The 22432-nt window shown below is 67.6% G+C and carries 21 protein-coding genes and 1 tRNA gene; 11 read left to right on the top strand and 11 right to left on the bottom strand.

Annotated features, from left to right (window positions below; all coding sequences use genetic code 11):
- Positions 1–319 precede the first annotated feature (319 nt).
- Positions 320–2464 carry a phosphocholine-specific phospholipase C gene (locus OEJ37_RS34465; RefSeq protein WP_175918878.1) on the top strand — a complete coding sequence of 715 codons (2145 nt, stop codon included), beginning with the start codon at positions 320–322 and terminating at the stop codon, positions 2462–2464.
- 366 nt (positions 2465–2830) lie between these two features.
- Entirely contained in the window at positions 2831–3979 is a 1149-nt protein-coding gene (locus OEJ37_RS34460) for a branched-chain amino acid ABC transporter substrate-binding protein (RefSeq protein ID WP_174417664.1), read from the top strand.
- A 137-nt stretch (positions 3980–4116) separates the two neighbouring features.
- On the opposite strand, the gene OEJ37_RS34455 is transcribed toward OEJ37_RS34460, so the two are convergent.
- Complete coding sequence (locus OEJ37_RS34455) at positions 4117–4878, bottom strand: FadR/GntR family transcriptional regulator (protein ID WP_034183131.1); 762 nt, start codon at positions 4876–4878, stop codon at positions 4117–4119.
- A gap of 360 nt (positions 4879–5238) precedes the next feature.
- On the opposite strand from OEJ37_RS34455, the gene gudD reads away from it, so the two are divergent.
- Positions 5239–6591 (top strand): glucarate dehydratase, encoded by a 1353-nt coding sequence (gudD, locus tag OEJ37_RS34450; protein WP_174417665.1) that lies wholly within the window; start codon positions 5239–5241, stop codon positions 6589–6591.
- Between the two features lie 185 nt (positions 6592–6776).
- Here gudD and OEJ37_RS34445 read toward each other — a convergent pair whose 3' ends face one another.
- The 3 genes from OEJ37_RS34445 to OEJ37_RS34435 all read right to left on the bottom strand — a co-directional run bounded on the left by OEJ37_RS34445 (position 6777) and on the right by OEJ37_RS34435 (position 9392).
- Complete coding sequence (locus tag OEJ37_RS34445; RefSeq protein ID WP_263349466.1) at positions 6777–7241, bottom strand: DUF2214 family protein; 465 nt, start codon at positions 7239–7241, stop codon at positions 6777–6779.
- 39 nt (positions 7242–7280) lie between these two features.
- Positions 7281–8090 (bottom strand): hypothetical protein, encoded by an 810-nt coding sequence (locus OEJ37_RS34440; RefSeq protein WP_175918881.1) that lies wholly within the window; start codon positions 8088–8090, stop codon positions 7281–7283.
- Between the two features lie 237 nt (positions 8091–8327).
- Complete coding sequence (locus OEJ37_RS34435; protein WP_026044940.1) at positions 8328–9392, bottom strand: glycosyltransferase family 4 protein; 1065 nt, start codon at positions 9390–9392, stop codon at positions 8328–8330.
- A gap of 563 nt (positions 9393–9955) precedes the next feature.
- Between OEJ37_RS34435 and OEJ37_RS34430 the strand changes: the two genes are divergently transcribed.
- Entirely contained in the window at positions 9956–11788 is a 1833-nt protein-coding gene (locus OEJ37_RS34430) for an ABC transporter ATP-binding protein (protein ID WP_152855326.1), read from the top strand.
- A gap of 121 nt (positions 11789–11909) precedes the next feature.
- Here OEJ37_RS34430 and otsA read toward each other — a convergent pair whose 3' ends face one another.
- A complete protein-coding gene (gene otsA / locus OEJ37_RS34425; protein WP_152855327.1) occupies positions 11910–13289 on the bottom strand; it encodes an alpha,alpha-trehalose-phosphate synthase (UDP-forming) in 1380 nt (459 codons plus the stop codon).
- Positions 13286–14038: a trehalose-phosphatase gene (otsB, locus tag OEJ37_RS34420; RefSeq protein WP_175918882.1), complete on the bottom strand. Its 753-nt coding sequence runs from the start codon at positions 14036–14038 to the stop codon at positions 13286–13288. The genes otsA and otsB overlap by 4 nt, the downstream gene beginning before the upstream one ends.
- A gap of 414 nt (positions 14039–14452) precedes the next feature.
- On the opposite strand from otsB, the gene OEJ37_RS34415 reads away from it, so the two are divergent.
- The 3 genes from OEJ37_RS34415 to OEJ37_RS34405 are packed head-to-tail and all read left to right on the top strand — an operon-like array spanning position 14453 to position 16420.
- A complete protein-coding gene (locus OEJ37_RS34415) occupies positions 14453–15085 on the top strand; it encodes an SCO family protein (RefSeq protein ID WP_174417671.1) in 633 nt (210 codons plus the stop codon).
- 8 nt (positions 15086–15093) lie between these two features.
- Positions 15094–15540, top strand: coding sequence for a copper chaperone PCu(A)C (locus OEJ37_RS34410; RefSeq protein ID WP_174417672.1), 447 nt, complete (start codon positions 15094–15096; stop codon positions 15538–15540).
- A gap of 10 nt (positions 15541–15550) precedes the next feature.
- Complete coding sequence (locus OEJ37_RS34405) at positions 15551–16420, top strand: cytochrome c oxidase assembly protein (protein WP_175945635.1); 870 nt, start codon at positions 15551–15553, stop codon at positions 16418–16420.
- A 22-nt stretch (positions 16421–16442) separates the two neighbouring features.
- On the opposite strand, the gene OEJ37_RS34400 is transcribed toward OEJ37_RS34405, so the two are convergent.
- Together OEJ37_RS34400 and OEJ37_RS34395 are read right to left on the bottom strand one after the other, a co-directional pair.
- Positions 16443–16934, bottom strand: a complete 492-nt coding sequence (locus tag OEJ37_RS34400) for a GNAT family N-acetyltransferase (protein WP_152855333.1) — start codon at positions 16932–16934, stop codon at positions 16443–16445.
- A gap of 125 nt (positions 16935–17059) precedes the next feature.
- Positions 17060–17926 carry a pirin family protein gene (locus OEJ37_RS34395; protein WP_175918885.1) on the bottom strand — a complete coding sequence of 289 codons (867 nt, stop codon included), beginning with the start codon at positions 17924–17926 and terminating at the stop codon, positions 17060–17062.
- 109 nt (positions 17927–18035) lie between these two features.
- Between OEJ37_RS34395 and OEJ37_RS34390 the strand changes: the two genes are divergently transcribed.
- Both OEJ37_RS34390 and OEJ37_RS34385 read left to right on the top strand, forming a co-directional pair.
- Positions 18036–18953 carry a LysR family transcriptional regulator gene (locus OEJ37_RS34390; RefSeq protein WP_175945637.1) on the top strand — a complete coding sequence of 306 codons (918 nt, stop codon included), beginning with the start codon at positions 18036–18038 and terminating at the stop codon, positions 18951–18953.
- Between the two features lie 102 nt (positions 18954–19055).
- Positions 19056–19559 carry a GAF domain-containing protein gene (locus OEJ37_RS34385; RefSeq protein ID WP_174417677.1) on the top strand — a complete coding sequence of 168 codons (504 nt, stop codon included), beginning with the start codon at positions 19056–19058 and terminating at the stop codon, positions 19557–19559.
- A gap of 121 nt (positions 19560–19680) precedes the next feature.
- Here OEJ37_RS34385 and map read toward each other — a convergent pair whose 3' ends face one another.
- Positions 19681–20487 (bottom strand): type I methionyl aminopeptidase, encoded by an 807-nt coding sequence (gene map, locus OEJ37_RS34380; protein ID WP_263349458.1) that lies wholly within the window; start codon positions 20485–20487, stop codon positions 19681–19683.
- A complete protein-coding gene (locus tag OEJ37_RS34375; RefSeq protein WP_263349471.1) occupies positions 20487–20723 on the bottom strand; it encodes a ParD-like family protein in 237 nt (78 codons plus the stop codon). The genes map and OEJ37_RS34375 overlap by 1 nt, the downstream gene beginning before the upstream one ends.
- A gap of 148 nt (positions 20724–20871) precedes the next feature.
- Between OEJ37_RS34375 and OEJ37_RS34370 the strand changes: the two genes are divergently transcribed.
- On the top strand, positions 20872–21492 hold the full coding sequence (locus OEJ37_RS34370) for a helix-turn-helix domain-containing protein (RefSeq protein ID WP_263349456.1): 621 nt from the start codon (positions 20872–20874) through the stop codon (positions 21490–21492).
- Positions 21493–21562: 70 nt separating this feature from the next.
- Positions 21563–22111 carry a GNAT family N-acetyltransferase gene (locus tag OEJ37_RS34365; protein ID WP_263349454.1) on the top strand — a complete coding sequence of 183 codons (549 nt, stop codon included), beginning with the start codon at positions 21563–21565 and terminating at the stop codon, positions 22109–22111.
- 90 nt (positions 22112–22201) lie between these two features.
- Here the strand turns inward: OEJ37_RS34365 and OEJ37_RS34360 are convergent.
- A tRNA-Cys gene (locus OEJ37_RS34360) sits at positions 22202–22275 on the bottom strand.
- Positions 22276–22432 lie beyond the last annotated feature (157 nt).

Genomic DNA, 22432 nt, shown 5'->3' with positions numbered 1-22432 from the left:
CTTTCCCGCTTTCCCGCTTTCCCGCTTTCCCGCTTTCCCGCTTTCCCGCTTTCCCGCTTTCCCTGCTTTCCCTGCTTTCCCTGCTTTCCCTGCTTCCCCTGCTTTCCCTGCTTTCCCTGCTGCGCCATAACCGCCGGCAATATGCGTCCCGATGCCGGTCCGATACACGTGCAAACGTTTCCGGACTTCACATGAATGACACCGATTTCTCGCTATGCTCGCGACGGCACGAACCGGCGCAGCCGCATCCTGCGACCCGGACGCGCCCTTCCCGTAGGTCCCGCCAATCGGCTTCCCCCTTTATCGCACGATAACGACCATGACCCGATCGAACCGTCGTGACTTCCTGCGCGTCGCCGCCGGCACCGCCGGCGCCGCCGCGCTGAACCTGTTTCCGCCCGTGATCCGCGATGCGCTCGCGATTCCCGCGAACCGCCGCACCGGCACGATCCGCGACATCGAACACATCGTGATTCTGATGCAGGAGAATCGCTCGTTCGACCACTACTTCGGCACGATGCGCGGTGTCCGCGGCTTCGGCGACCCGCGCGCGCTGCGACTCGCGAACGGCAAGTCGGTGTTCCACCAGCCGGTCGGCCCGGCCGAGCTGCTGCCGTTCCACCCAGGCGCGGACAAGCTCGGCCTGCAGTTCCTGCAGGACCTGCCGCACGGCTGGCAGGACATGCACGCCGCGTGGAACAAGGGCCGCTACGACCAATGGGTGCCGAACAAGGGCACCACGACGATGGCGTACCTGAAGCGCGACGACATCCCGTTCCACTACCAGCTCGCCGACGCGTTCACGATCTGCGACGCGTATCACTGCGCGATCCCGAGCTCGACCGACCCGAACCGCTATTACATGTGGACCGGCTACGTCGGCAACGACGGCACGGGCGGCGGCCCGGTGCTCGGCAACGAGGAAAAGGGTTACGGCTGGACGACCTATCCGGAAGTGCTCGAGCAGGCCGGCGTGTCGTGGAAGATCTACCAGGACGTCGGCACCGGGCTCGACGCGAACGGCTCGTGGGGCTGGACGCAAAACCCGTACATCGGCAACTACGGCGACAACGCGCTGCTCTACTTCAACCAGTACCGCACCGCGCTGCCCGGCACGCCGCTGTACGACAAGGCGCGCACCGGCACCAACATCAGCGCGGGCGGCACGCTGTTCGACGTGCTGCAGCAGGACGTGAAGAACGGCACGCTGCCGCAGGTATCGTGGATCTGCGCGCCGGAAGCGTATTCCGAGCACCCGAACTGGCCCGCGAACTACGGCGCGTGGTACATCGAGCAGGTGCTGAAGGCACTCGTGTCGAACCCCGACGTGTGGAGCAAGACCGCGCTGTTCATCACGTACGACGAGAACGACGGCTTCTTCGACCACGTGCCGCCGCCGTTCGCGCCGCAATCGCGCGACAACGGGCTGTCGACCGTCGCGACGACCAACGAGGTGTTCGCCGGCGACGCATCGCACATGGCCGGCGCGTACGGGCTCGGGCCGCGCGTGCCGATGCTCGTCGTGTCGCCGTGGACCAAGGGTGGCTGGGTCTGCTCGCAGACCTTCGATCACACGTCGCTGCTGCAATTCATCGAGGCGCGGTTCGGTGCGCAGTACGCGGTCACCGCGGCCAACGTGTCGCCGTGGCGCCGCACGGTGTGCGGCAACCTGACGTCCGCGTTCGACTTCTCGACGCCCGACGCGAGCTGGCCGCAGCTCCCGGACACGAGCGGCTACGCGCCGCCCGACCGCACCCGCCACCCCGACTACATCCCGGTGCCGCCGGTCGTCCAGCATCTGCCGAAGCAGGAGCACGGCCTGCGTCCGGCGCGCGCGCTGCCGTACGAACTGTTCGTGCATGGGCGGATCGACAACGCGAGCGGCCAGTTCCGGCTGACCTTCGCGAACACCGGCGCCGCGGGCGCGGCGTTCCAGGTCCAGGCGCGCAACCGCGTCGACGGCCCGTGGACCTACACGGTCGACGCCGGCAAGCGGATCTCCGACACGTGGAGCCCCGCGCCGTCGCTCGGCCTGTACGACCTCGACGTGTACGGCCCGAACGGCTTCTACTGTCACTTCCGCAGCCCCGCCGCGTCGGCGGTCGGCCCCGCGAGCGTCAACCCCGAGGTGATCTACGGCTACGACGTCGCGAACGGCAACATCACGCTGCGCCTGATGAACCGCGGCCACCGGACGGTACGGCTCAAGGTCACGAACGCGTACGGCCACGGCCATGCGCGCGAGTTCGATCTCAAGCCGGGTACGCACGTCGACGACTACTGGGACCTGCGCGGCAGCCACGGCTGGTACGACCTGACCGTCAGCGACGGCAAGCCGCTCGGCTTCCAGCGCCGCTTCGCCGGCCACGTCGAGACGGGGCGCCCGAGCACCAGCGATCCGCTGATCCGCACGACCGCGTCGCACGACGACGTGGAAGCCGCATCGGACGCGCTGTCCGACTGACGGCATCCCACGCGCGGCGCGGCCCCGGCGGGCCGCGCCGTGTCTCTGCCCCGCACCGCCCTCCTCTCCGCCCGTTCCGCTCGCGACGGGAAACTCCCGATACCGGCCGCCACCGCACGCGCGGAAGCTATGCGCAAATCCTCACCGAATGCGCGGCAAATTGCCAAGACCCATGCATATCGGCGACCTATATATCGAGGCGATCGGGGCTCTTCGTGGAGCCTGACGGGAGATTCTTCCGAGGATCATGATGCCGACCTCCCCGCCCGATTCCGAGAAGCGGTCAAACCGCCCGCCCGTCGCCCGCGCCCGGCTCGCCCGAGCGCGGGCGGTACCCACTCGCAGGTATCGAACAAGAGGAACAACATGAAATTTCGTCATTCCCTGCTGTCGGTGTCGATTGCATCCGCGCTTGCCCTCCTCTCGCAACAGGCCGCCCGGGCCGCCGACGCAACCGACGTGAAGGTCGGCTTCGCCGCGCCGCTCACGGGCGTGAACGCCGGCTACGGCAAGGATCTGCAGAACGGCGTGCAGCTCGCGCTCGACGACGCCGTCGCACAGAAGGTGCAGATCGCCGGCAAGCCTGCGCATTTCGATCTCGTCGTGCAGGACGACCAGGCCGACCCGCGCATCGGCGTGCAGGCTGCGCAGGCACTCGTCGACCAGAACGTGTCGGTCGTGGTCGGCCACTTCAACTCGGGCACGACGATCCCGGCATCGGTCGTCTACGACAAGTCGGGCATTCCGGTGATCGATCCGGCCGCGACCAACCCGACGCTTACTTCGCGCGGGCTCGCGAACATGTTCATGGTGATCGCGACCGATGGCCAGAACGCCGGCAACGCGGGCAAGTACGCGGTCGACGTGACGAAGGCCAAGCGCATCGCGATCATCGACGACCGCACCGCGTTCGGCCAGGGTGAGGCCGACGAGTTCGAGAAGGCCGTGAAGGCCGCCGGCGGCACGATCATCGGCCGCGAGTTCACCAACAACCAGGCGGTCGATTTCCGCGCGCAGATCACGAGCCTGAAGGGCAAGAACCCCGACCTGATCTTCTTCGGCGGCCTCGATTCGCTTGCCGCGAACTTCATCAAGCAGATGCGCCAGCTCGGGCTGAATGCGCAGTTCGTCGGCGGCGGCGGCGTGAAGGACAACGAGTTCATCAAGATCGCGGGCCCGGCCGCCGAAGGCGCGATGGCGTGGGAATACGGCCGGCCGCTCGACGAGCTGCCGCAAGGCAAGGATTTCGAACAGCGCTTCAAGAAGCGCTTCGGCGTCGACGTGCTGTCGTACGCACAGTTCGGCTACGACGCGGCCTGGGCGGCGATCAAGGCGATGCAGGCGGCCGGCTCGACCGACCCGAAGGTCTATCGCCCGGTGCTCAAGAAGGTCGACTTCGAAGGAGTTACGGGTCGCATCTCGTTCGCGAACGACGGCTCGCTGAAGAGCGGGATGTCGACGCTGTACCAGGTGAAGAGCGGCGCGTGGAAGACGATCGTGACGAAGGGAGGCTGATCGGCGGTATCGGCGGCCGGCGGCGGAAACGCCGTCCGGCCCCGCAGATCGACGAAATTACGTCGATCTCGTATGACGACTGATGTTGAAGCAATTCGATCGGGCCCGCGGCCACGCGGGCCGCACTGCCCGGCGCATCAATTGGCCTGCGTGTCGCGCTCGGCCTCGGCCGCCTCGTGCGCGCGGCGCAGCCGTTCGCGGCTGTTGGTGAGGTGCGTGCGCATCGCGGCGCGGGCGGCCTCCGGGTCGTGGCGCGCGATCGCCTCGTAGATATCCTCGTGCTCGTGATTCAGCCGGCCGACATAGCGCTCGAGGTCGTCGCCGGCGAAGCGCGCCGAATTCACGCGCGTGCGCGGAATGATCGACGTGCCGAGCTGCGTCATGATGTCGACGAAATAGCGGTTGCCGGTGGACTGCGCGATCTGCAGGTGGAACTGGTAGTCGAGCTGCGCCGTGTCGCGGCCGCCGCCCGCCCCCGTTGCGATCGCGTCGAGCGCACGCCGCAGCGCGGCGAGGTCGGTATCGTTCGCGCGCTGCGCGGCGAGGCTCGCGCACTCGCTCTCGAGGCTGATGCGCAACTCGAGCACCGCGAGCACGTCGCGCAGCGTCGTGATCGTCGCGGGATCGATGCCGAGCGCCTGGCGGCGCGACGGCTCCAGCACGAAGCTGCCGATGCCGTGGCGCGTCTCGACGAGGCCGCTCGCCTGCATCCGGGAGATCGCCTCGCGCACGACCGTGCGGCTCACGCCCTGCGCCGCCATGACTTCGGTTTCGGTCGGCAGCTTGTCACCGGGACGCAGCGTGCCGTTTTCGATCTGCGCGGTCAGCGCGTCGACGACATCTTGTGCGAGGCTGCGTGCGCGACGGCGCGGCGCTGCGGGAAACGTAGGCACGGACATGAGGCCGGTTCCTTTTAGAATGATCGTAATGTGAGCCGAGGGTTTACGCGGGGTTTGAGCGAAAGCCGATGATTCATTATACTGCGTCACAAGTCATCCGACGACTGATGATATAAGCATGGATCTCCTGTCGACTCGAGCCGGCGTTCCGGCGCCTGCCCGGTCCCATGCGTTACGATCGGCCAGCGTTCGCGTTCTGCGCTCCGCTGGCCCGGTTGTCGCTCCCACCCCGTTCCGGGTTGCTGTCGACATGCAGGCCTTGCGCGCCGCGCACGTCGGTTGTCGAATGATCGCACCTCCCGCCGCGCGCGGCAAAGCTTTTGCCGCTCGGCATTGCCCATCCTTTTGCCATCGCCGCCCATGAACGCCGTCACAGCCTCGCCTTCCCACGACACGCCGCGCATCGTCGACCTGCAAGCGATTCCGGTCGCCGGCCACGACAGCATGCTGCTCAACCTGAGCGGCGCGCACGGTCCGTTCTTCACCCGCAACCTCGTGATCCTGAAGGACAGCGCGGGCCGGACCGGCGTCGGCGAGGTGCCGGGCGGCGAAAGCATCCGCCGCACGCTCGACGATGCGCGCGCGCTCGTCGTCGGCCAGGCGGTCGGCAATTACCACGCGGTGCTCAACGACGTGCGGCGCACCTTCGCCGACCGCGACGCGAGCGGCCGCGGGCTGCAGACCTTCGACCTGCGCACGACGATCCACGCGGTCACCGCGCTCGAAGCCGCGCTGCTCGACCTGCTCGGCCAGCATCTCGGCGTGCCGGTCGCCGCACTGCTCGGCGAAGGCCAGCAGCGCGAGCGCGTCGAGATGCTCGGCTACCTGTTCTACGTCGGCGACCGCACCAAGACCGCGCTGCCCTATCGCGACGGCAGCGGTGCGACCGACGACTGGACGCGCGTGCGCGACGAACCGGCGCTGACGCCCGAGGCAGTCGTGCGGCTCGCCGAGGCCGCGCATGCGCGCTACGGCTTCAACGACTTCAAGCTGAAAGGCGGCGTGTTCGAAGGCGCAAGCGAAATCGAGGCCGTCACCGCGCTCGCCGAGCGCTTCCCCGACGCACGCGTGACGCTCGATCCGAACGGCGCGTGGTCGCTCGACGAGGCCGTGCGGCTGTGCCGCGACCAGCATCACGTGCTCGCCTATGCGGAAGACCCGTGCGGCGCGGAGAACGGTTACTCGGGCCGCGAGGTGATGGCCGAATTCCGTCGCGCGACGGGGCTGCCGACGGCGACCAACATGATTGCGACCGACTGGCGGCAAATGGGTCACGCGGTGCAGCTTCAGGCCGTCGACATTCCGCTCGCCGATCCGCACTTCTGGACGATGCAGGGTTCGGTGCGCGTCGCGCAGATGTGCCGCGACTGGGGTCTCACGTGGGGCTCGCATTCGAACAACCACTTCGACGTGTCGCTCGCGATGTTCACGCATGTCGCGGCCGCCGCGCCGGGCCAGGTCACCGCGATCGACACGCACTGGATCTGGCAGGACGGCGAACGGCTGACGCGCGAGCCGCTGAAGATCGAGAACGGGCTGGTGGAAGTGCCGAAGCGGCCGGGGCTCGGCATCGACATCGACATGGATGCGGTCGCGGTCGCGCACGAGCTGTACAAGCAGCACGGACTCGGCGCCCGCGACGACGCGGCGGCCATGCAATATCTGATTCCGGGGTGGACGTTCAACAACAAGCGCCCCTGCCTCGTGCGCTGAGCACGGACGGACCGGGTGGCGGGCTCGCCCGGTCGGGACGAAATCGGAAGGAATGGTGCAGTTCGTGGTCGGCCCGGCTGATGTCGGGCCGGAGACGCTGCGCAGGTGGAGCGAGATCCGGATGGCTGTGCCCATGCCGGACCTGCCGGGTCGGACCTGGCCCGGCCGCACCTACCCGGCCAGACCTAGCCGGCCGCGCCAATCCCCCGCGCCATCCCCGATGCGGCAAACACGATGACGACCAGCAGCACGGCCTGCCAATGGCCGATCCGCACATAGGTGCGCGCGCGGCCGATATCGGGCATCTGCTGCTGCCGCGCGGCGACACGCCAGCGGATCAGCCCAAGCATCGGCACCACCTCGAGCAGCAGGATTAGCACGAGCGCGGTCATCTTCAGATGAAAGAGCGGTTCGTGCAGGTAGTACGCAGTGCCTTTCTCGAAACCGCCGAACGCGCGCATCAGCCCCGTCACGATCAGCACGAGCGCCGACAGCCCCCAGGCAGCATCGGCCTTGAATACGGCGGGCAGGTCGACCGCTTGCGCCGACGCGATGAGCCGGCGCAATGCGCGGTTGCGTCCAGCGATCGCGGCAAACGCGACGGCGAACGCGCTCAGGTGAACGGCAGCCAGCAACCAACGGACGATCATTACGCCTCCTTGTCGCCCGCGCCCGGTGCGCGGGCCCTGTCAGACGATCTGCTTGAGCGCCGCGTCGAGCGCAAGCACCGCGACACGGTCGCCTTCGGTCGCGAGCGGCGCGCGCATCACGATCTGCCGGTTATGGCCGACGGCCGCCGGCGAATCCCACAGCAGCTCCGCCATCGGCCGCCGGAACAGGCCGCCGCGGCGCGGCGGCACGACGGCCGGCTGCACGTCCTGCGCGCCCTGCCCGCCCGCGGCGGGCGCCGCCCGGCCGGGCCAGCGCACCGACAGTTCGCGCGCGTCGTACTGGCCGACCTTGCGGCTTTCCATCCAGACGATCGCGGTGCGCGTCAGCACGTCGAGCGAAATCGCGTAACGACCGACCGCGAAGCGGCGTGCCGCCACGTTGGTCCGCCACAGCGGCCGCGGACGGCAGATCCAGACGATCGCCGCATAGAGTGCCGGCGCGGCGACGAGCCAGCCGTTGGTCGCCGTCACCGCATTCAGCGCGCGGCGCCAGCCGGCCGCCCATGCGAACGCGCCGATCGACCAGACGGCGAACAGGAAACCGATCAGCGCGAAGACGCGCAGCGCCTGACGCAACCACTGCGGCAGCGGATGAAACGGCCGTTCGGCGCGCGCGACGGCGCCGGGCAACGCGAGCAGCAGGAAGATCAGCACGAGGTAGACGAACGCCCACGGCGACGACACCATCGCCGACAGCGACGCGCGATAGCCCATCTGGGACATCGAGAACAGCCAGCGCGCGAGCAGCACGAGACCGATCGCGCGCAACGCGAAGATCACGCCGGCGCCGGGGGCCGGCGCTGCGCGCGTGGTTTTCGTTCTCGCCAAGACTGCTCTCCTCTGGATGATCGTGCGGGGCCGGATTTCACGGCACGGCCATTATAGGGACATTACCGTCTGGACAGACGGCCGGATGGCGTGGCCGCCCGCTTCATGGGCCGTTCGCAGCGTCGGGCGCGGCGAGAATACAACAGATCCGCGCCGCAGATGTGACAACGCCCCGCCGGGAACCCGGACGGGGCGTCGATGACGGCCGCACGCCGCGGCGCGGCGGCGGCCGGCGAATCAGCCTGCGTTGACTTCGCGGAGCACGGTGCGGCGCTTCTGGCGCAGCAGTTCCTCGTAGCCCTTCACGTAGTTCTGCGCCATCACCTTCGACGAGAAACGTGCTTCGAACGCGGCGCGGACCTTCTCGCGCGGCAGCGTATCGAGGCGCTTGAGCGCCGCGACGGCCGACAGTTCGTCTTCGACGACGAAGCCCGACACGCCGTTGTCGATCACTTCCGGCACCGAGCCGCGCTTGAACGCGATCACCGGCGTGCCGCAGGCCATCGCCTCGATCATCACCAGGCCAAAGGGCTCCGGCCAGTCGATCGGGAACAGCAGCGCGTGCGCGTTGCCGAGGAATTCGGTCTTTTCGGACTCGCTGATTTCGCCGATGTACTCGACGTGCGGCAGCGCGAACAGCGGCTTGATCTTCTCTTCGTAGTACGCGCGGTCGGCCTTGTCGAGCTTCGCGGCGATCTTGATCGGCAGGCCGGCCTGCTCGGCGATGCGGATCGCCGTGTCGACGCGCTTCTCCGGCGAGATGCGGCCGAGGAATGCGAGATAGCTCGGCTTCACGTTCGGGATCGGCGTCAGCAGGTTTTCCGGCAGGCCGTGATAAACGGTCGACAGCCAGTTCGCCTGCGGCAGCGGGATGCGCTGGTTGTCGGAGATCGACACGACCGGCACGTCGCTGAACGCGTTGAAGATCGGCTGCAGTTCCGGCAGGTCGAGACGGCCGTGCATCGTCGTCAGATGCGGGACCGGCTGGCGCGAGAACAGCGAGAACGGGTAGTAGTCGATGTGGCAGTGCAGGACATCGAACTCTTCCGCGCGGCGGCGCACCTGCTCGAGGAGCAGCATGTGCGGTGCCATCACGTCGCGGATCGTCGGATCGAGACGCAGCGCCTGCGGCCAGCACGCTTCGAGCTTCGCGGAGGTTTGCGAATCGCCGCTCGCGAAGAGCGTGACGTCATGCCCCATCTCGACAAGTGCTTCGGTGAGGTAGGACACCACTCGCTCGGTACCACCGTACAGCTTCGGGGGAACCGCTTCGTGCAACGGAGCGATTTGGGCGATTCGCATGCGTAACTCCTAAAAAATCGGCTAAAAACCAGGTATGGGTCGGCAACCTGCCGGCGGTCCGGGCTGGATGCATTACGTCCGAACATCGGACGAATCAGCCTGCCGGGGGCGTCGAACCCGCGCTGCTCAAGGAGCGTCGGCGACGCGACAGGCATAGAACGTTTGAAACGAAGACCCGTTGACAGGGGTTCGTAAAAAACCTGGAATCGAACCCGGAGCCGATTATCTAGGGTTAATCCCGATACGGCGCACAACATTTCAAACACTTTACTTTGTTACAAAGGCGCAACACTTTGCAACCCGCGAACTTGGGCGTCCGTTCTAGAGTGGAAGGCCCTTTTGGCGATCCTTGTCACCCGTGACTGCCGGCAGCGTGATTCCGGCAGATGAGGCAGGACGGGATGCCGGATTTTATCTCAAAATCGATCGCGAGCCCCTGGCCAAGGCAAGATTCGCGCAGCGCGACGCACGCCTTGTTTACAATGCCGGATTATTCAGTCCGGGCGAACGCCGGCATGCGATCCAGCCGCAACGCTCAACCACCGAATCACCGCACGCATATTTTGGAATCTCTCACCCCTGCCCAGCGCAACGCCCACAACGCGAAACTGTCGAGCTACGCGCACCGGCCGATCGCGTTCCTGTTTCGCTACATTCGCCTCCATCCCGTCGCACACCTCATCGTGCTATGCAGCGTGGTGGCCGCCGTCGGCTGCGCGCTCGGCTCGCAATACGCGATCAAGCACCTGATCGACGTGCTGGCGACCGGGCGCCATCACCCGGGCCCGCTGTGGAGCGCGTTCGCGCTGCTCGTCGGCCTGATCGCGGCCGACAACCTGCTGTGGCGGGTCGGCGGCTGGGTCGCCGCGCACACGTTCGTCGCGGTCACCGGCGACCTGCGGCGCGACCTGTTCCAGTACCTGATCGGCCATTCGCCGACCTACTACTCGGAAAAGCAGCCCGGCACGCTCGCGAGCCGCATCACGGCCACGTCGAACGCGGTCTACACGTCGGAGAACACGATGGCGTGGAACGTGCTGCCGCCGTGCATCGCGGTAATGGGCGCGATCCTGATGATCATCGTCGTCAATCCGATGATGGCCGCCGGCCTGCTCGGCTGCTCGGCCGTACTGTCCGTCATCCTGTTCAAGCTCGCCGGGCGCGGCTCGGCCCGCCACCATGCGTTCGCGGCAAAGGCCGCGGCGGTCGACGGCGAACTCGTCGACGTGATCGGCAACATGGGCCTCGTGCGTGCGTTCGGGATGACGCTGCGCGAGCAGAAGCGTTTCGGCGCGACGGTCAAGGCCGAGATGGACGCGCGCCAGCAGAGCCTGCTCTATCTCGAGAAGCTGCGCCTGCTGCACGCGGTGATCACCGCGATGCTGTCCGCCGGCCTGCTCGGCTGGGCACTGTGGCTGTGGGACCAGGGCCGCGCGACGTCGGGCGACATCGTGCTCGTCAGCTCGCTCGGCTTCACGATCCTGCACGGTACGCGCGATCTTGCGGTTGCACTCGTCGACGTCACGCAGCACGTCGCACGGCTGTCCGAAGCCGTGAAGACGCTGCTCGAGCCGCACGGGATGCAGGACCGCTCCGACGCTCAGCCGCTGTCGGCCAAGGGCGGCCGCGTCGCCTTCGAGCGCGTGACGTTCGCGTATCCGCACCGCCGGGCGATCCTCGACCACTTCGATCTCCATATCGAACCGGGCCAGCGCGTCGGCCTGATCGGCAAGTCGGGCGCCGGCAAGTCGACCGTGCTCGCGCTGCTGCAGCGCTTCTACGACACGCAGGACGGCGTCGTGAAGGTCGACGGCCAGGACGTGAAGGCAATCACGCAGGACAGCCTGCGCCATGCGATCGCGCTCGTGCCGCAGGACATCTCGCTGCTGCACCGGACGATCTACGACAACATCGCATACGGCCGCCCCGACGCGACCCGCGACGAAGTGCTCGCCGCCGCGCGCGACGCACGCTGCGCGGAGTTCATCGAGGCGATGCCGGAAGGTTATGACACGATCGTCGGCGATCGCGGCGTCAAGCTGTCGGGCGGCCAGCGCCAGCGCATCGCGATCGCGCGCGCGATCCTGAAGGATGCGCCGATCCTGCTGCTCGACGAAGCGACGTCGGCGCTCGACAGCGCGTCCGAGGAAGCGATCCAGAGCGCGCTCGACCGCCTGATGGTCGGCCGCACGGTGATCGCGATCGCGCACCGCCTGTCGACGCTGCGCAACTTCGACCGGATCATCGTGATGAACAACGGCAAGGTGATCGACGACGGCAGCCCCGAAGTACTGCGCAATCGCCCCGGCCTGTATCGCGACCTGCTCGCGAAGCAGCACGGCCGCCATCACGCGGCACCCGACGGCAACACGCCGACCGGCGAACGCGTGGCCTGACACGTCCGCGCAGCCGATAAAAAAGCCGCAGTGCTTCACGCACTGCGGCTTTTTTCATTGCGCCGGGAACGGCCGGCCGGCATGGCGCGGAATGCGCCGCGCGGTGCGCCGGACTTACCGGCTAGCCATGCTGCAGATCGCGCAGGAAGTTGTCGCGCCACACCGATACGTTGTTCTCGCGAAGCTGCGCGATCATGTCCGTATAACGCGCACGCCGCTCGGCGAGCGGCATCGTCAGCGCCTGCGACAGCGCATCGGCCATCCCGTCGATATCGATCGGATTGACGATCAGTGCCCCCGTCAGCTCGCGCGCGGCGCCCGCGAAGCGCGACAGCACGAGCACGCCCGGATCGTCCGGATTCTGCGCGGACACATACTCCTTCGCAACGAGGTTCATCCCGTCGCGCAGCGGCGTCACGAAACCCACGCGTGCGAGCCGGTACAGCGCGGCCAGCACCTGGCGGTCGTACTGGCGGTGAATGTAGAGGATCGGCGCCCAGTCGAGTTCCGCGTAGCGCCCGTTGATGCGCCCCGACTCCGCTTCGAGCTGCAGGCGGATGTCCTGGTACGCGCGCAGGTCCGCGCGCGTCGACGGTGCGATCTGCAGGAACGACACGCGGTTGCGGATCGACGCCTGGTGCTCGAGCAGTTTCTCGAACGCGCGGAACCGCTCGACGAGCCCCTTCGAATAATCGAGCCGGTCGACGCTCATGATCAGTTGCCGCCCGCGCAGCGACGTCGCGAGCGTGCGTACGGCCTTGCCGTGCTCGCCCGCCTGCGCGAGCGTCGCGATCTCGTCCGGATACACGCCGATCGGATAGGCGGCCGCGCGCAGCGTCTGGCCGAACGCGCGCACGCGCACCGTGTGGCCGTCGCGCTCGACCTCGCCGCCCGCCTCGAACTCGACGTAGTCGCAGAACGCGCGCAGGTCGGGCTCGGTCTGGAAACCGAGCAGGTCGAACGCGCACAGCGACTCGACGAGCTCGCGGTGCGGCGGCACGTTGACGAGCACTTGCGCGGCCGGAAACGGGATGTGCAGGAAGAAGCCGATGCGGTTCTTCACACCGGCCTCGCGCAGCGCGCGTGCGAACGGGATCAGGTGATAGTCGTGCACCCAGATCACGTCGTCGTCCTGCAGCAGCGGCACGAGCTGCTGCGCAAGCCACACGTTGACGCGGCGGTAGCCGTCGAATTCGTGGCGATCGTACTGGATCAGGTCCGCGCGGTAATGGAACGCGGGCCACAGCGTCGCATTCGAGAAGCCGCGGTAGTACTGGTCGTAATCGCGGCGCGACAGGCCGACGGTCGCGAACGTCACGGGCCCGCGCTCCTCGATGCGGATCTGCGGCGCGCCGGATGCGACGACCTCGCCGCTCCAGCCGAACCACATGCCGCCCGTCTCCTTCAGCGCATCGTAGACGCCGATCGCGAGGCCGCCCGCCGCCGGTTCGCCTTCCGAAATCGGTGCGACGCGGTTTGAAACGATGATGAGCCGGCTCATGCGTGCGACTGCCCCGCTCCGAGCCAGCACGCGATCTGCTCGTGCAGCGCGTCGACCGAATCGAGCCGCATGCGGGCGGACGTCTCGCCCGCGCCGACCTTGATCGACAGGCCGCCGCGCGCGTTGACCACCGCGAAGCCCTTCTCGTCGGTCAGATCGTCGCCCGCGAACAGCGGCATGCGGCCCGCGAACGGCGGCTCGTCGAGGAACGCGGCCAGCGCGCGCCCCTTGTCGACACCCTTCGGCTTGATCTCGAACACCATCTTGCCGGGCTGCAGCACGTACGCATCCGCATATTCGGCGACGAGGCGCTCGGCCGCTTCGCGCGCAACCGCCTCGCGCTCGGGCGCGTTGCGGTAGTGCAGCGCGACGGCCGCGCCCTTGATTTCGAGCAGCATGCCCGAATGGCGGTCGACGACGGCCGCGAGCTCGCGCTCGATGCGCAGCAGACGTTCGTCGTTGAAGCCGACGCGCTGCGTGTCGCCGTTCGCATCGCGGCGCTCCGCGCCGTGCAGGCCGGCGATCGGCAGGCCGGGCATCTTCAGGAACGTGTCGAGGTTGTCGATGCCGCGCCCGGACACGACCGCGACCGCGCCGTGCGAGCGGCGGCGCAGCTCGTCGAGCAGCGTCAGCAGCGACGGCGGAACGTGAATGCTGTCGGGCGTCGGCGCCAGTTCGACGAGCGTGCCGTCGAAGTCGAAGAAGAACGCGGTATCGATCAGGGACAGGGAAGCCGGAACGGATTGCATCGATTCGATAGTCTGAGGGTCGGCCGGCAAACGCAGGGCCGCCGCTGCGCGAATGGAATTGTGCGCATCTTACCGCGCCTGCGCATCGAGTTGGGCGAAACCGGTGTATCGCAAGCATCGCGCCGCCAACCGCGTCAACTGCGGCATATTGCCCCGCTCGCCCGCGCCGTACGGGTTTCGAAAGGACGCGGGCGCGCGAATTGCGCTACAGTCGCAACCGCCTGCCGCGCGACGCATGGCGCCGCGCCGGCCGGCGACCAAGATGGTTTTTTTAATTTGGGGTTGCCGCGAGAACGGCCGCTCGCCGCGTTGCGCTCCTTGGCGATACCGTCAAGTATTCGCAGCGTCACGCGCCTCGCGAGCAGCCGTTCTCGTGGCAACGCATGCGCGTTCCATATGGAAACAGTCCCTGAGATGCCGTCTGCCCTTCCCGCGTCGCACCGGCGCTTCTCCCGCATCATCCGCACGGCCGCGGCCCTCGCCGCCGTGGCGCTCGCCGCGTGCACGCACGACGAGCCGCGCTGGAACCTGACCAACGTCACCGGCCACCTGCCCGACCTGTCGTTCACGCTGACGGGCGGCGACGGCCGTCCCGTCGACGCCGATGCATTCCGCGGCCGCGTCGCGCTCGTCTACTTCGGCTACACGCACTGCCCCGATGTCTGCCCCGAAACGATGGCGCGGCTGATGGAAGTGCTCGCCAAGCTCGGCCCGCAGGCGAACGACGCGCGCATCCTGTTCGTTTCGGTCGATCCCGCGCGCGACACGCCGCAGGCGATGCAGTCGTATGTCGCCGCGTTCGACGCCGCGCATGCGCGCGGCCTGACCGGCACCGACCGCCAGATCGAATCGCTTGCGAAACGCTATCGCGTTGCGTACCAGATGGAAAAACGCGATCCGTCCGGCGGCTACGAAGTCACGCACAGCTCGGCCGTCTACATCTTCGACGCGAGCGGCCGCGCGCGCCTGCTCGCGACCGACCGCGACTCGCCCGACGCCATCGCCGCCGATGTGCGCCGGATCATCGACACCGCCTCCACTACCTGAATTCCGACATGAAGACGAAGACGACCCTCAAGACGTTCGCCCTCCTCGCCGCGCTGTGCGCGGGCGCCCACGCGTATGCCGCCGGCACGATCACCGCGCAGAACGCGTGGGTGCGGTGGCTGCCGAACAAGCTGCCGGCCGGCGGCTACGTGACGCTCGTGAACACGAGCGACAAACCAGTCGATCTCGTCGACGTCGACAGCCCCGACTACGGGATGGCGATGCTGCACCAGACCGTCTCGAACGGCTCGACGCAGAAGATGGAAATGGTCGACAAGCTGACGATCCCCGCGCGCGGCAAGGTCGACATCGCGCCTGGCGGCTATCACTTCATGCTCGAGGAGCCGAAGCACACGATCAAGCCCGGCGACACCGTGCACCTGCGCCTGAAATTCTCCGACGGCGAAACGGTCGATACGCCGTTCGCGGTGAAGTCGCCGGCCCAGGCGAAGTGATGCGCGCGCGATGAACCTCCTGTACTGGCTCGATCCGTGGGAACCGTCGCCGACCGTCGTCGTCGCGGTGCTGACGGCCGCCGTGCTGTTCGCGCGCGGCGTGAAGAAAGCAAAGGTGTCGCCGCTGCGGCAGTTCTCGTTCTGGTTCGGGCTGACGGCGCTCTACATCGCGCTGCATACGCGGCTCGACTATTTCTTCGAGCACGAGTTCTTCCTGCACCGCGCGCAGCACCTCGTGCTGCACCACCTCGGGCCGTTCTTCATCGCGCTGTCCTATCCCGGCGCGGCGATTCGCGCGGGCATCCCGTTTCGCTGGCGGCAGCGCTTCGTGCGCCCCGCGCTCGCGTGGGCGCCGGTGCGCGCGACGCTCGACGTCGTGTTCCATCCCGTCGTCGCGGTCGTGCTGTTCGTCGGGCTGATCTATTTCTGGCTGCTGTCGCCGATCCACTTCATCGCGATGCTCGACTGGCGTCTCTATCGCGTGATGAACTGGAGCATGGTGATCGACGGGCTGCTGTTCTGGTGGCTCGTCGTCGATCCGCGCCCCGCGCCGCCCGCGCGGCTGTCGCCCGGCCGCCGGATCCTGATCGTCGTCGCGGCGATCCCGCCGCAGATCGCGCTCGGCGCGCTGATCTTCTTCACGCCGCACGAGCTGTACCCGATCTACTCGATCTGCGGCCGCGCGTTCACGTGGCTGAGCCCGCTGCGCGACCAGCAGATCGGCGGCCTGCTGCTGTGGATTCCCGGCTCGATGATGAGCGTGATCGGCGCGCTGATCGCGCTGCGGCACTGGCTGCGGCTGTCCGCACGCGGGCGCCTGATCGGCGAACGGGCCGTGCAGCGCGCGGACCAGCCGCCGGTGGCGCACGCCGTGCGCTGACTGCCGCGCGGCGCATAGCGCGTTACGCGCGTGCGCTGCTCATCCACACGTGCGGGATGCCGTCCTCGTCGTGCACGTCCGAACTCGGCGTGAAGCCGAATGCCCCGTAAAAACGCTGCAAGTGGGCCTGCGCATGCAGGCTCACGGGCGTATCCGGCCACTGCGCGCGGATATGCTCGAGCGCGCGCGACAGCAGCCCGTTGCCGAGGCCCGCACCGCGAAACGCGGCGGTCGTCAGCACGCGGCCGATTCGCACGTCGGTGTTCTGCGCATCGGGCAGCAGCACGCGCAGATAGCCGGCCAGGCGGCCGGCCGGATCGTACGCGGCCAGGTGCCATGCGGCCTGGTCCGCGTCGTCGATGTCGCGATACACGCAGTTCTGCTCGACCACGAACACCGCGCTGCGCGCTTCGAGGATCGAATAGATTTCGCGCGCCGTCAGCGCGTCGAAGGATTTCCAGCGCCAGTCGAGATCGGCGGTGCTCGGGGGTGCGGCGGGTGCGGATGCGTTCATGAGCGGTCCTGATTCGGGCGCGCCGGCCGGCGCGCGGCAACCGCTGATTATGCCTCGAAGCACGCGCGACGCGCGACCGTCCGCCCGCGCGCAAAAAAAGCCCCGCATTGCGCGGGGCCTGCCCGTCACGCCGGCATCTTGCCGAAGCGGCCGTTGTTGAAGTCCTCGATCGCGGTACGAATCTCCGCTTGCGAGTTCATCACGAATGGCCCGTAACCGACGACGGGCTCGTCGATCGGCTCGCCGCTCAGGATCAGCAGCTTCGCGTCGCCGTTCGCTTCGATCTCGACGTCACGGCCTTCGCGGCCCAGTTGCACGAACTGCGCTTCGCGGGCGACCGTCTCGCCGTTCACCTGCACCGTGCCGCTCAGCACGACTACCGCGAGCGTGCGCCCGTCTGCGATCGGGAACCGCGCATGGCCGCCTGCCACGAGCCGCACGTCCCACACGTCGATCGGCGTGTGCGTGCGGGCCGGGCCGCGCCGCCCGTCGAGTTCGCCCGCGATGATCCGCGCACGCCCCGCGCCGTCCGGCAATTCGACCACGGGGATGTCCGCGTTCAGCAGCGTCTGGTAGCCGGGCGCGCCCATCTTGTCCGCGGCGGGCAGGTTCACCCATAACTGCACCATCTCGAGCGGGCCGCCACGCTTCGTGAACGCCTCCGAGTGGAATTCCTCGTGCAGGATCCCGCTCGCGGCCGTCATCCACTGCACATCGCCCGGGCCGATCACGCCGCCCGCGCCGGTCGAGTCGCGGTGCGCGACTTCGCCGTCATAGACGATCGTCACCGTTTCGAACCCGCGGTGCGGATGCTGGCCGACGCCGCGCGGCGCCGTAGCCGGCTCGAACGTCGTGGGGCCCGCGTGGTCGAGCAGCAGGAACGGGCTCAGGTGCGTGCCGTGAGACTGGTAGCTGAACATCGAACGCACCGGGAAACCGTCGCCGACCCAATGGCCGCGCGGCGCACTGTACACACCCTGGATCTTCTTCATTGCCCTCTCCAAATTGCGGCGAAACACGTGTTTCGCATCCTGAGCATGAATATAGAGGTGGAACGATCGATCCGGTAGACTGCCAAAATCGCACTCAGCGTTCCATTACATGAACGATAAAGAGCGGGATCTGAACGATCTCTACTACTTCGTGCAGGTCGTCGAGCACGGCGGCTTCGCGCCTGCCGGCCGCGCGCTGGACATGCCTAAATCGAAGCTGAGCCGTCGCGTCGCGCTGCTCGAGGCGCGGCTCGGGATGCGGCTGATCCAGCGCTCGACGCGCCGCTTCACGGTCACGGACGTCGGCCAGACCTATTACGCGCATTGCCGCGCGATGCTCGTCGAGGCCGATGCCGCCGACGAGGCGATCGCGCTGCTGCACGAGGAGCCGCGCGGCATCGTGCGCGTCAGTTGCCCGGTCGTGCTGCTCGATTCGCTGGTCGGTGCGATGATCGCCGCGTTCATGGCCGAGTGCCCGCGCGTCGAGATTCATCTGGAAGCGACCAACCGGCGCGTCGACGTGGTCGGCGAAGGGATCGACGTCGCGATCCGCGTACGCCCGCCGCCGCTCGAGGACAGCGATCTCGCGCTGCGCGTGCTGGCCGAGCGCGGCCAGTGCCTCGTCGCGAGCCCCGCGCTGCTGCGCGAACATGGTGTGCCGGCCGTTCCCGCCGATCTCGCGCGCCTGCCGAGCCTCGATCACGGCGTGCCGCAGTCCGCGCACGTGTGGCGGCTGCGTGGGCCCGACGGCGCTCAGGCCGAGATCCATCACCAGCCGCGCTTCGTGACGGGCGGCATGCTCGCGCTGCGAGCAGCAGCGGTCGCAGGCGTCGGTGTCGTGCAGTTGCCGACGATGATGGTGCGTGACGAGGTCGCGCGCGGCGAACTGACAACGGTACTGCCCGACTGGGCGCCCCGCCGCGAGATCGTGCATGCGGTATTCGCGTCGCGGCGCGGGCTGCTGCCCGCGGTGCGGACGCTGCTCGATTTTCTGGCGGAGCGGTTCGCCGAACTCGAGCCCGACTGAGCGCACGCATCACACGCAACCGCGCGCTGCAGACCGCGCACGCGTGCCGTAGACTGCGGTACGCGCATTGCGCACTTTCACAACCCCTATCGTTTTCCCGCCATGTTCACGCTGTCCAACGACCCCACCGCCTCCAAGGCCGATCAATACGCGACGCTGGTCGAACAAGCGCGCGCGCTCGTCGAGTCCGAACGCGACCTGACCGCGAACGCGGCGAATTTCTCCGCGCTCGTCTACCACTCGCTCGACCGCCTCAACTGGGCCGGCTTCTACTTCTTCGACGGGGCCGAACTCGTGGTCGGGCCGTTCCAGGGCAAGCCCGCGTGCGTGCGGATCGCGCTCGGCAAGGGCGTGTGCGGCACGGCCGCGCAGATGCGCGAGACGCAGGTCGTGCGCGACGTGCATGACTTCCCCGGCCATATCGCGTGCGATGCGGCATCGGAATCGGAAATCGTCGTGCCGCTGGTGGCCGGCGACGGCACGCTGATCGGCGTGTGGGACGTCGACAGCCCGGTTGCCGCGCGCTTCGACGACGAAGACCGCAAAGGGATGGAAGCGCTGTGCCGCGTGTTCGTCGAACACGCATGGCAGAAGGCGCGCGGTTAAGCATCCCGCGGCCGGTCGCCGCAATCGTGCGTGAATCGCGCCGCGCGACCTCGAACGAAACGGGCCCCCGACGGGGCCCGATCAATTGCACCGCACCGCCGTGCGCGGCGCCCTGCTCGCGTCAGGCCGCGTGCGTGCCGGAAAGCGCCGCAAATGCCTGCGGCTTCGCATCGTCGGTCAGCACCTCGAAGCCCGTTTCCGTCACCACGACCATGTGCTCCCATTGCGCGGACAGCGAATGGTCCTTCGTGACGACCGTCCAGCCGTCCGGCAGCACGCGCGTGTCGCGCTTGCCCGCGTTGAGCATCGGCTCGATCGTGAAGATCATCCCCGGCCGCAGCGGCACGCCGGTGCCCGGACGGCCGTAGTGAAGCACCTGCGGCTCGTCGTGATAGACGTCGCCGATACCGTGCCCGCAGTACTCGCGGACTACGCTGAACCCTTCGCGATGCGCGACCTGCTGGATCGCATAACCGACATCGCCCAGCGTCGCACCCGGACGCACCGCGCGGATGCCCGCGTGCATCGCCTCGTAGGTCGCCGCGACGAGGCGCCGCGCGAGCTCGCCCGGTTCGCCAACGAAATACATGCGGCTCGTATCGCCGTACCAGCCGTCCTTGATCACCGCGATGTCGAGGTTCACGATGTCGCCGTCGCGCATCGGGCGTGACGACGGAATGCCGTGACAGACCACATGGTTGACCGACGCGCACAGGGTCTTCGGATAGCCGTGGTAGCCGATGTTCGCCGGTATCGCGCCGAGCACGTCGACGATGTATTCGCGGCAGCGCGCGTCCAGTTCGTCGGTGGAGACGCCGGGCTCCACATGCTCGGTGATCATCGTCAGCACCTGCGACGCGAGCTTCGCGGCCTCGCGCGACTTGGCGATTTCCGCATTGCCGCGGATCGGGATTTCGCGCTTCGCCATTACGCCACCTGCTCGATGCCATGCGCGACCGGCTCCGCCTGCGCCACATCACCGCCCCGTGCTTCGGCCTCGATCAGCATCCGGCAAATGTCGCCATAGGACAGCGCTGGATTGAGTTCCGCCAGCATGCCGACGCGCAGCCAGTGTTCGGCCTGCGCGTTGATCGAACGGCTCAGCGCCGTGCTGGTCGAGCGCAGCCGTTCATGCATGTGCTCGGAAATCTTGATGATGCCCATATATCCCCAATTAAACGAAACGTAGTCGATTCGTATATTACGCTGCGCGTGACTGTTGGGCAAGCCGTGCGGATTCCGTCGAGCCATCGCCCGGCCGCCGTGAATGTCGTTGACATCGAATTCCAGCTTGCTAGAAAATAAATCCATCATGCAAGAATCAGTAACCATCCCTCCCGACGACACCGGCATCAACGAGCGCATCGCACGACGCGTGCGCAACCTGCGTACTGCTCGAGGCTACACGCTCGATGCGCTGGCCGCGCGCTCCGGCGTCAGCCGTTCGATGATCTCGCTCATCGAACGCGCGTCGGCCAGCCCGACGGCCGTCGTGCTCGACAAGCTCGCGGCCGGTCTCGGCGTGTCGCTGGCCGGGCTGTTCGACGGCGACCGCGACGACACGCCCGCGCAGCCGCTGGCACGGCGCGCGCAACAGACCGAATGGCGCGATCCGGCGTCCGGCTATGTGCGGCGCAACCTGTCCCCGCCCGGCTGGCCGTCGCCGATCCAGCTCGTCGAGGTCGATTTCCCGCCCGGCGCGCGCGTCGCGTACGACAGCGGCGGACGCGAAAGCGCGCTGCATCAGCAGGTGTGGATCATCAGCGGCCGCGTCGACGTCACGTTCGGCGGCGAGCTGCACGAACTTCACGAAGGCGACTGCCTGGCCATGCGGCTCGATCAGCCGCTGATCTTCAGCAATCCGTCGTCGCATGCCGCGCGTTACGTCGTCGTGATCTGCGACGCGTCCGCGGCCGGCACGCGGAGCGCGTGATGCGCGCGCCGCCCCGTCATGCGATGCACGCGCCGTGTGCGCGACCCGTTCAATACCTACCGGAGCCGTTATGAATTCCCCGAAACAGCGCGACGACGTGCGCCTGATCGATTGCACCGAGGCCGAGCACGCAGCGGCCATCCTCGAGATCCTGAACGACGCGATCGCCAACTCGACCGCGCTGTACGACTACCAGCCGCGGCCGCCGGAAGCGATGGTCACGTGGTTTGCCACGAAGCGTGCGGGTGGTTTTCCGGTCGTCGGCGCGGTGGACGCGTCGGGCACGCTGCTCGGCTTCGCGAGCTGGGGCACGTTCCGCGCGTTCCCCGCGTACAAGTACACGGTGGAACACAGCGTCTACGTGCACCGCGACCAGCGCGGCCGCGGGCTCGGCGAGCTGCTGCTGCGCGAAGTGGTCCGGCGTGCGCGCGAAGCGCAGGTGCATGTGCTGGTCGGCTGCATCGATGCGACCAATGCCGGGAGCATCGCACTGCATACGAAACTGGGCTTCGTGCACTCGGGCACGATCACGGAAGCGGGATTCAAGTTCGGCCGCTGGCTCGATGCGGCGTTCTATCAGCTGAAGCTCGACACGCCGGCGCAGCCGGTGGATGGCTGATCGCCTGCATGCCGTTGCATCCGCAACGGCCGCGAAGCCGCGCAGAAAAAAGAAAAGCCCCGCCGAAGCGGGGCTTTTTCTCTTCCTACCTGGAGGCGCGAGCCGGAGTCGAACCGGCCTAAACGGCTTTGCAGGCCGCTGCATAACCGCTTTGCTATCGCGCCAAAAGCGGACTGTCCGGATGCCGTGAAGGCCAAGCGACAGATTTTTTATTCGAGGACCACAAGTCCATCAAATAAAAAGGGAAGCGTGGCTTCCCCATTACTTGGAGCGGGAGACGAGTCTCGAACTCGCGACCTCAACCTTGGCAAGGTTGCGCTC

It is taken from the genome of Burkholderia sp. BKH01, from assembly GCF_025685725.1.
GTDB classification, from domain to species: Bacteria; Pseudomonadota; Gammaproteobacteria; order Burkholderiales; family Burkholderiaceae; genus Burkholderia; species Burkholderia pyrrocinia_C.
This window is presented reverse-complemented; position numbering and strand designations above follow the sequence as displayed.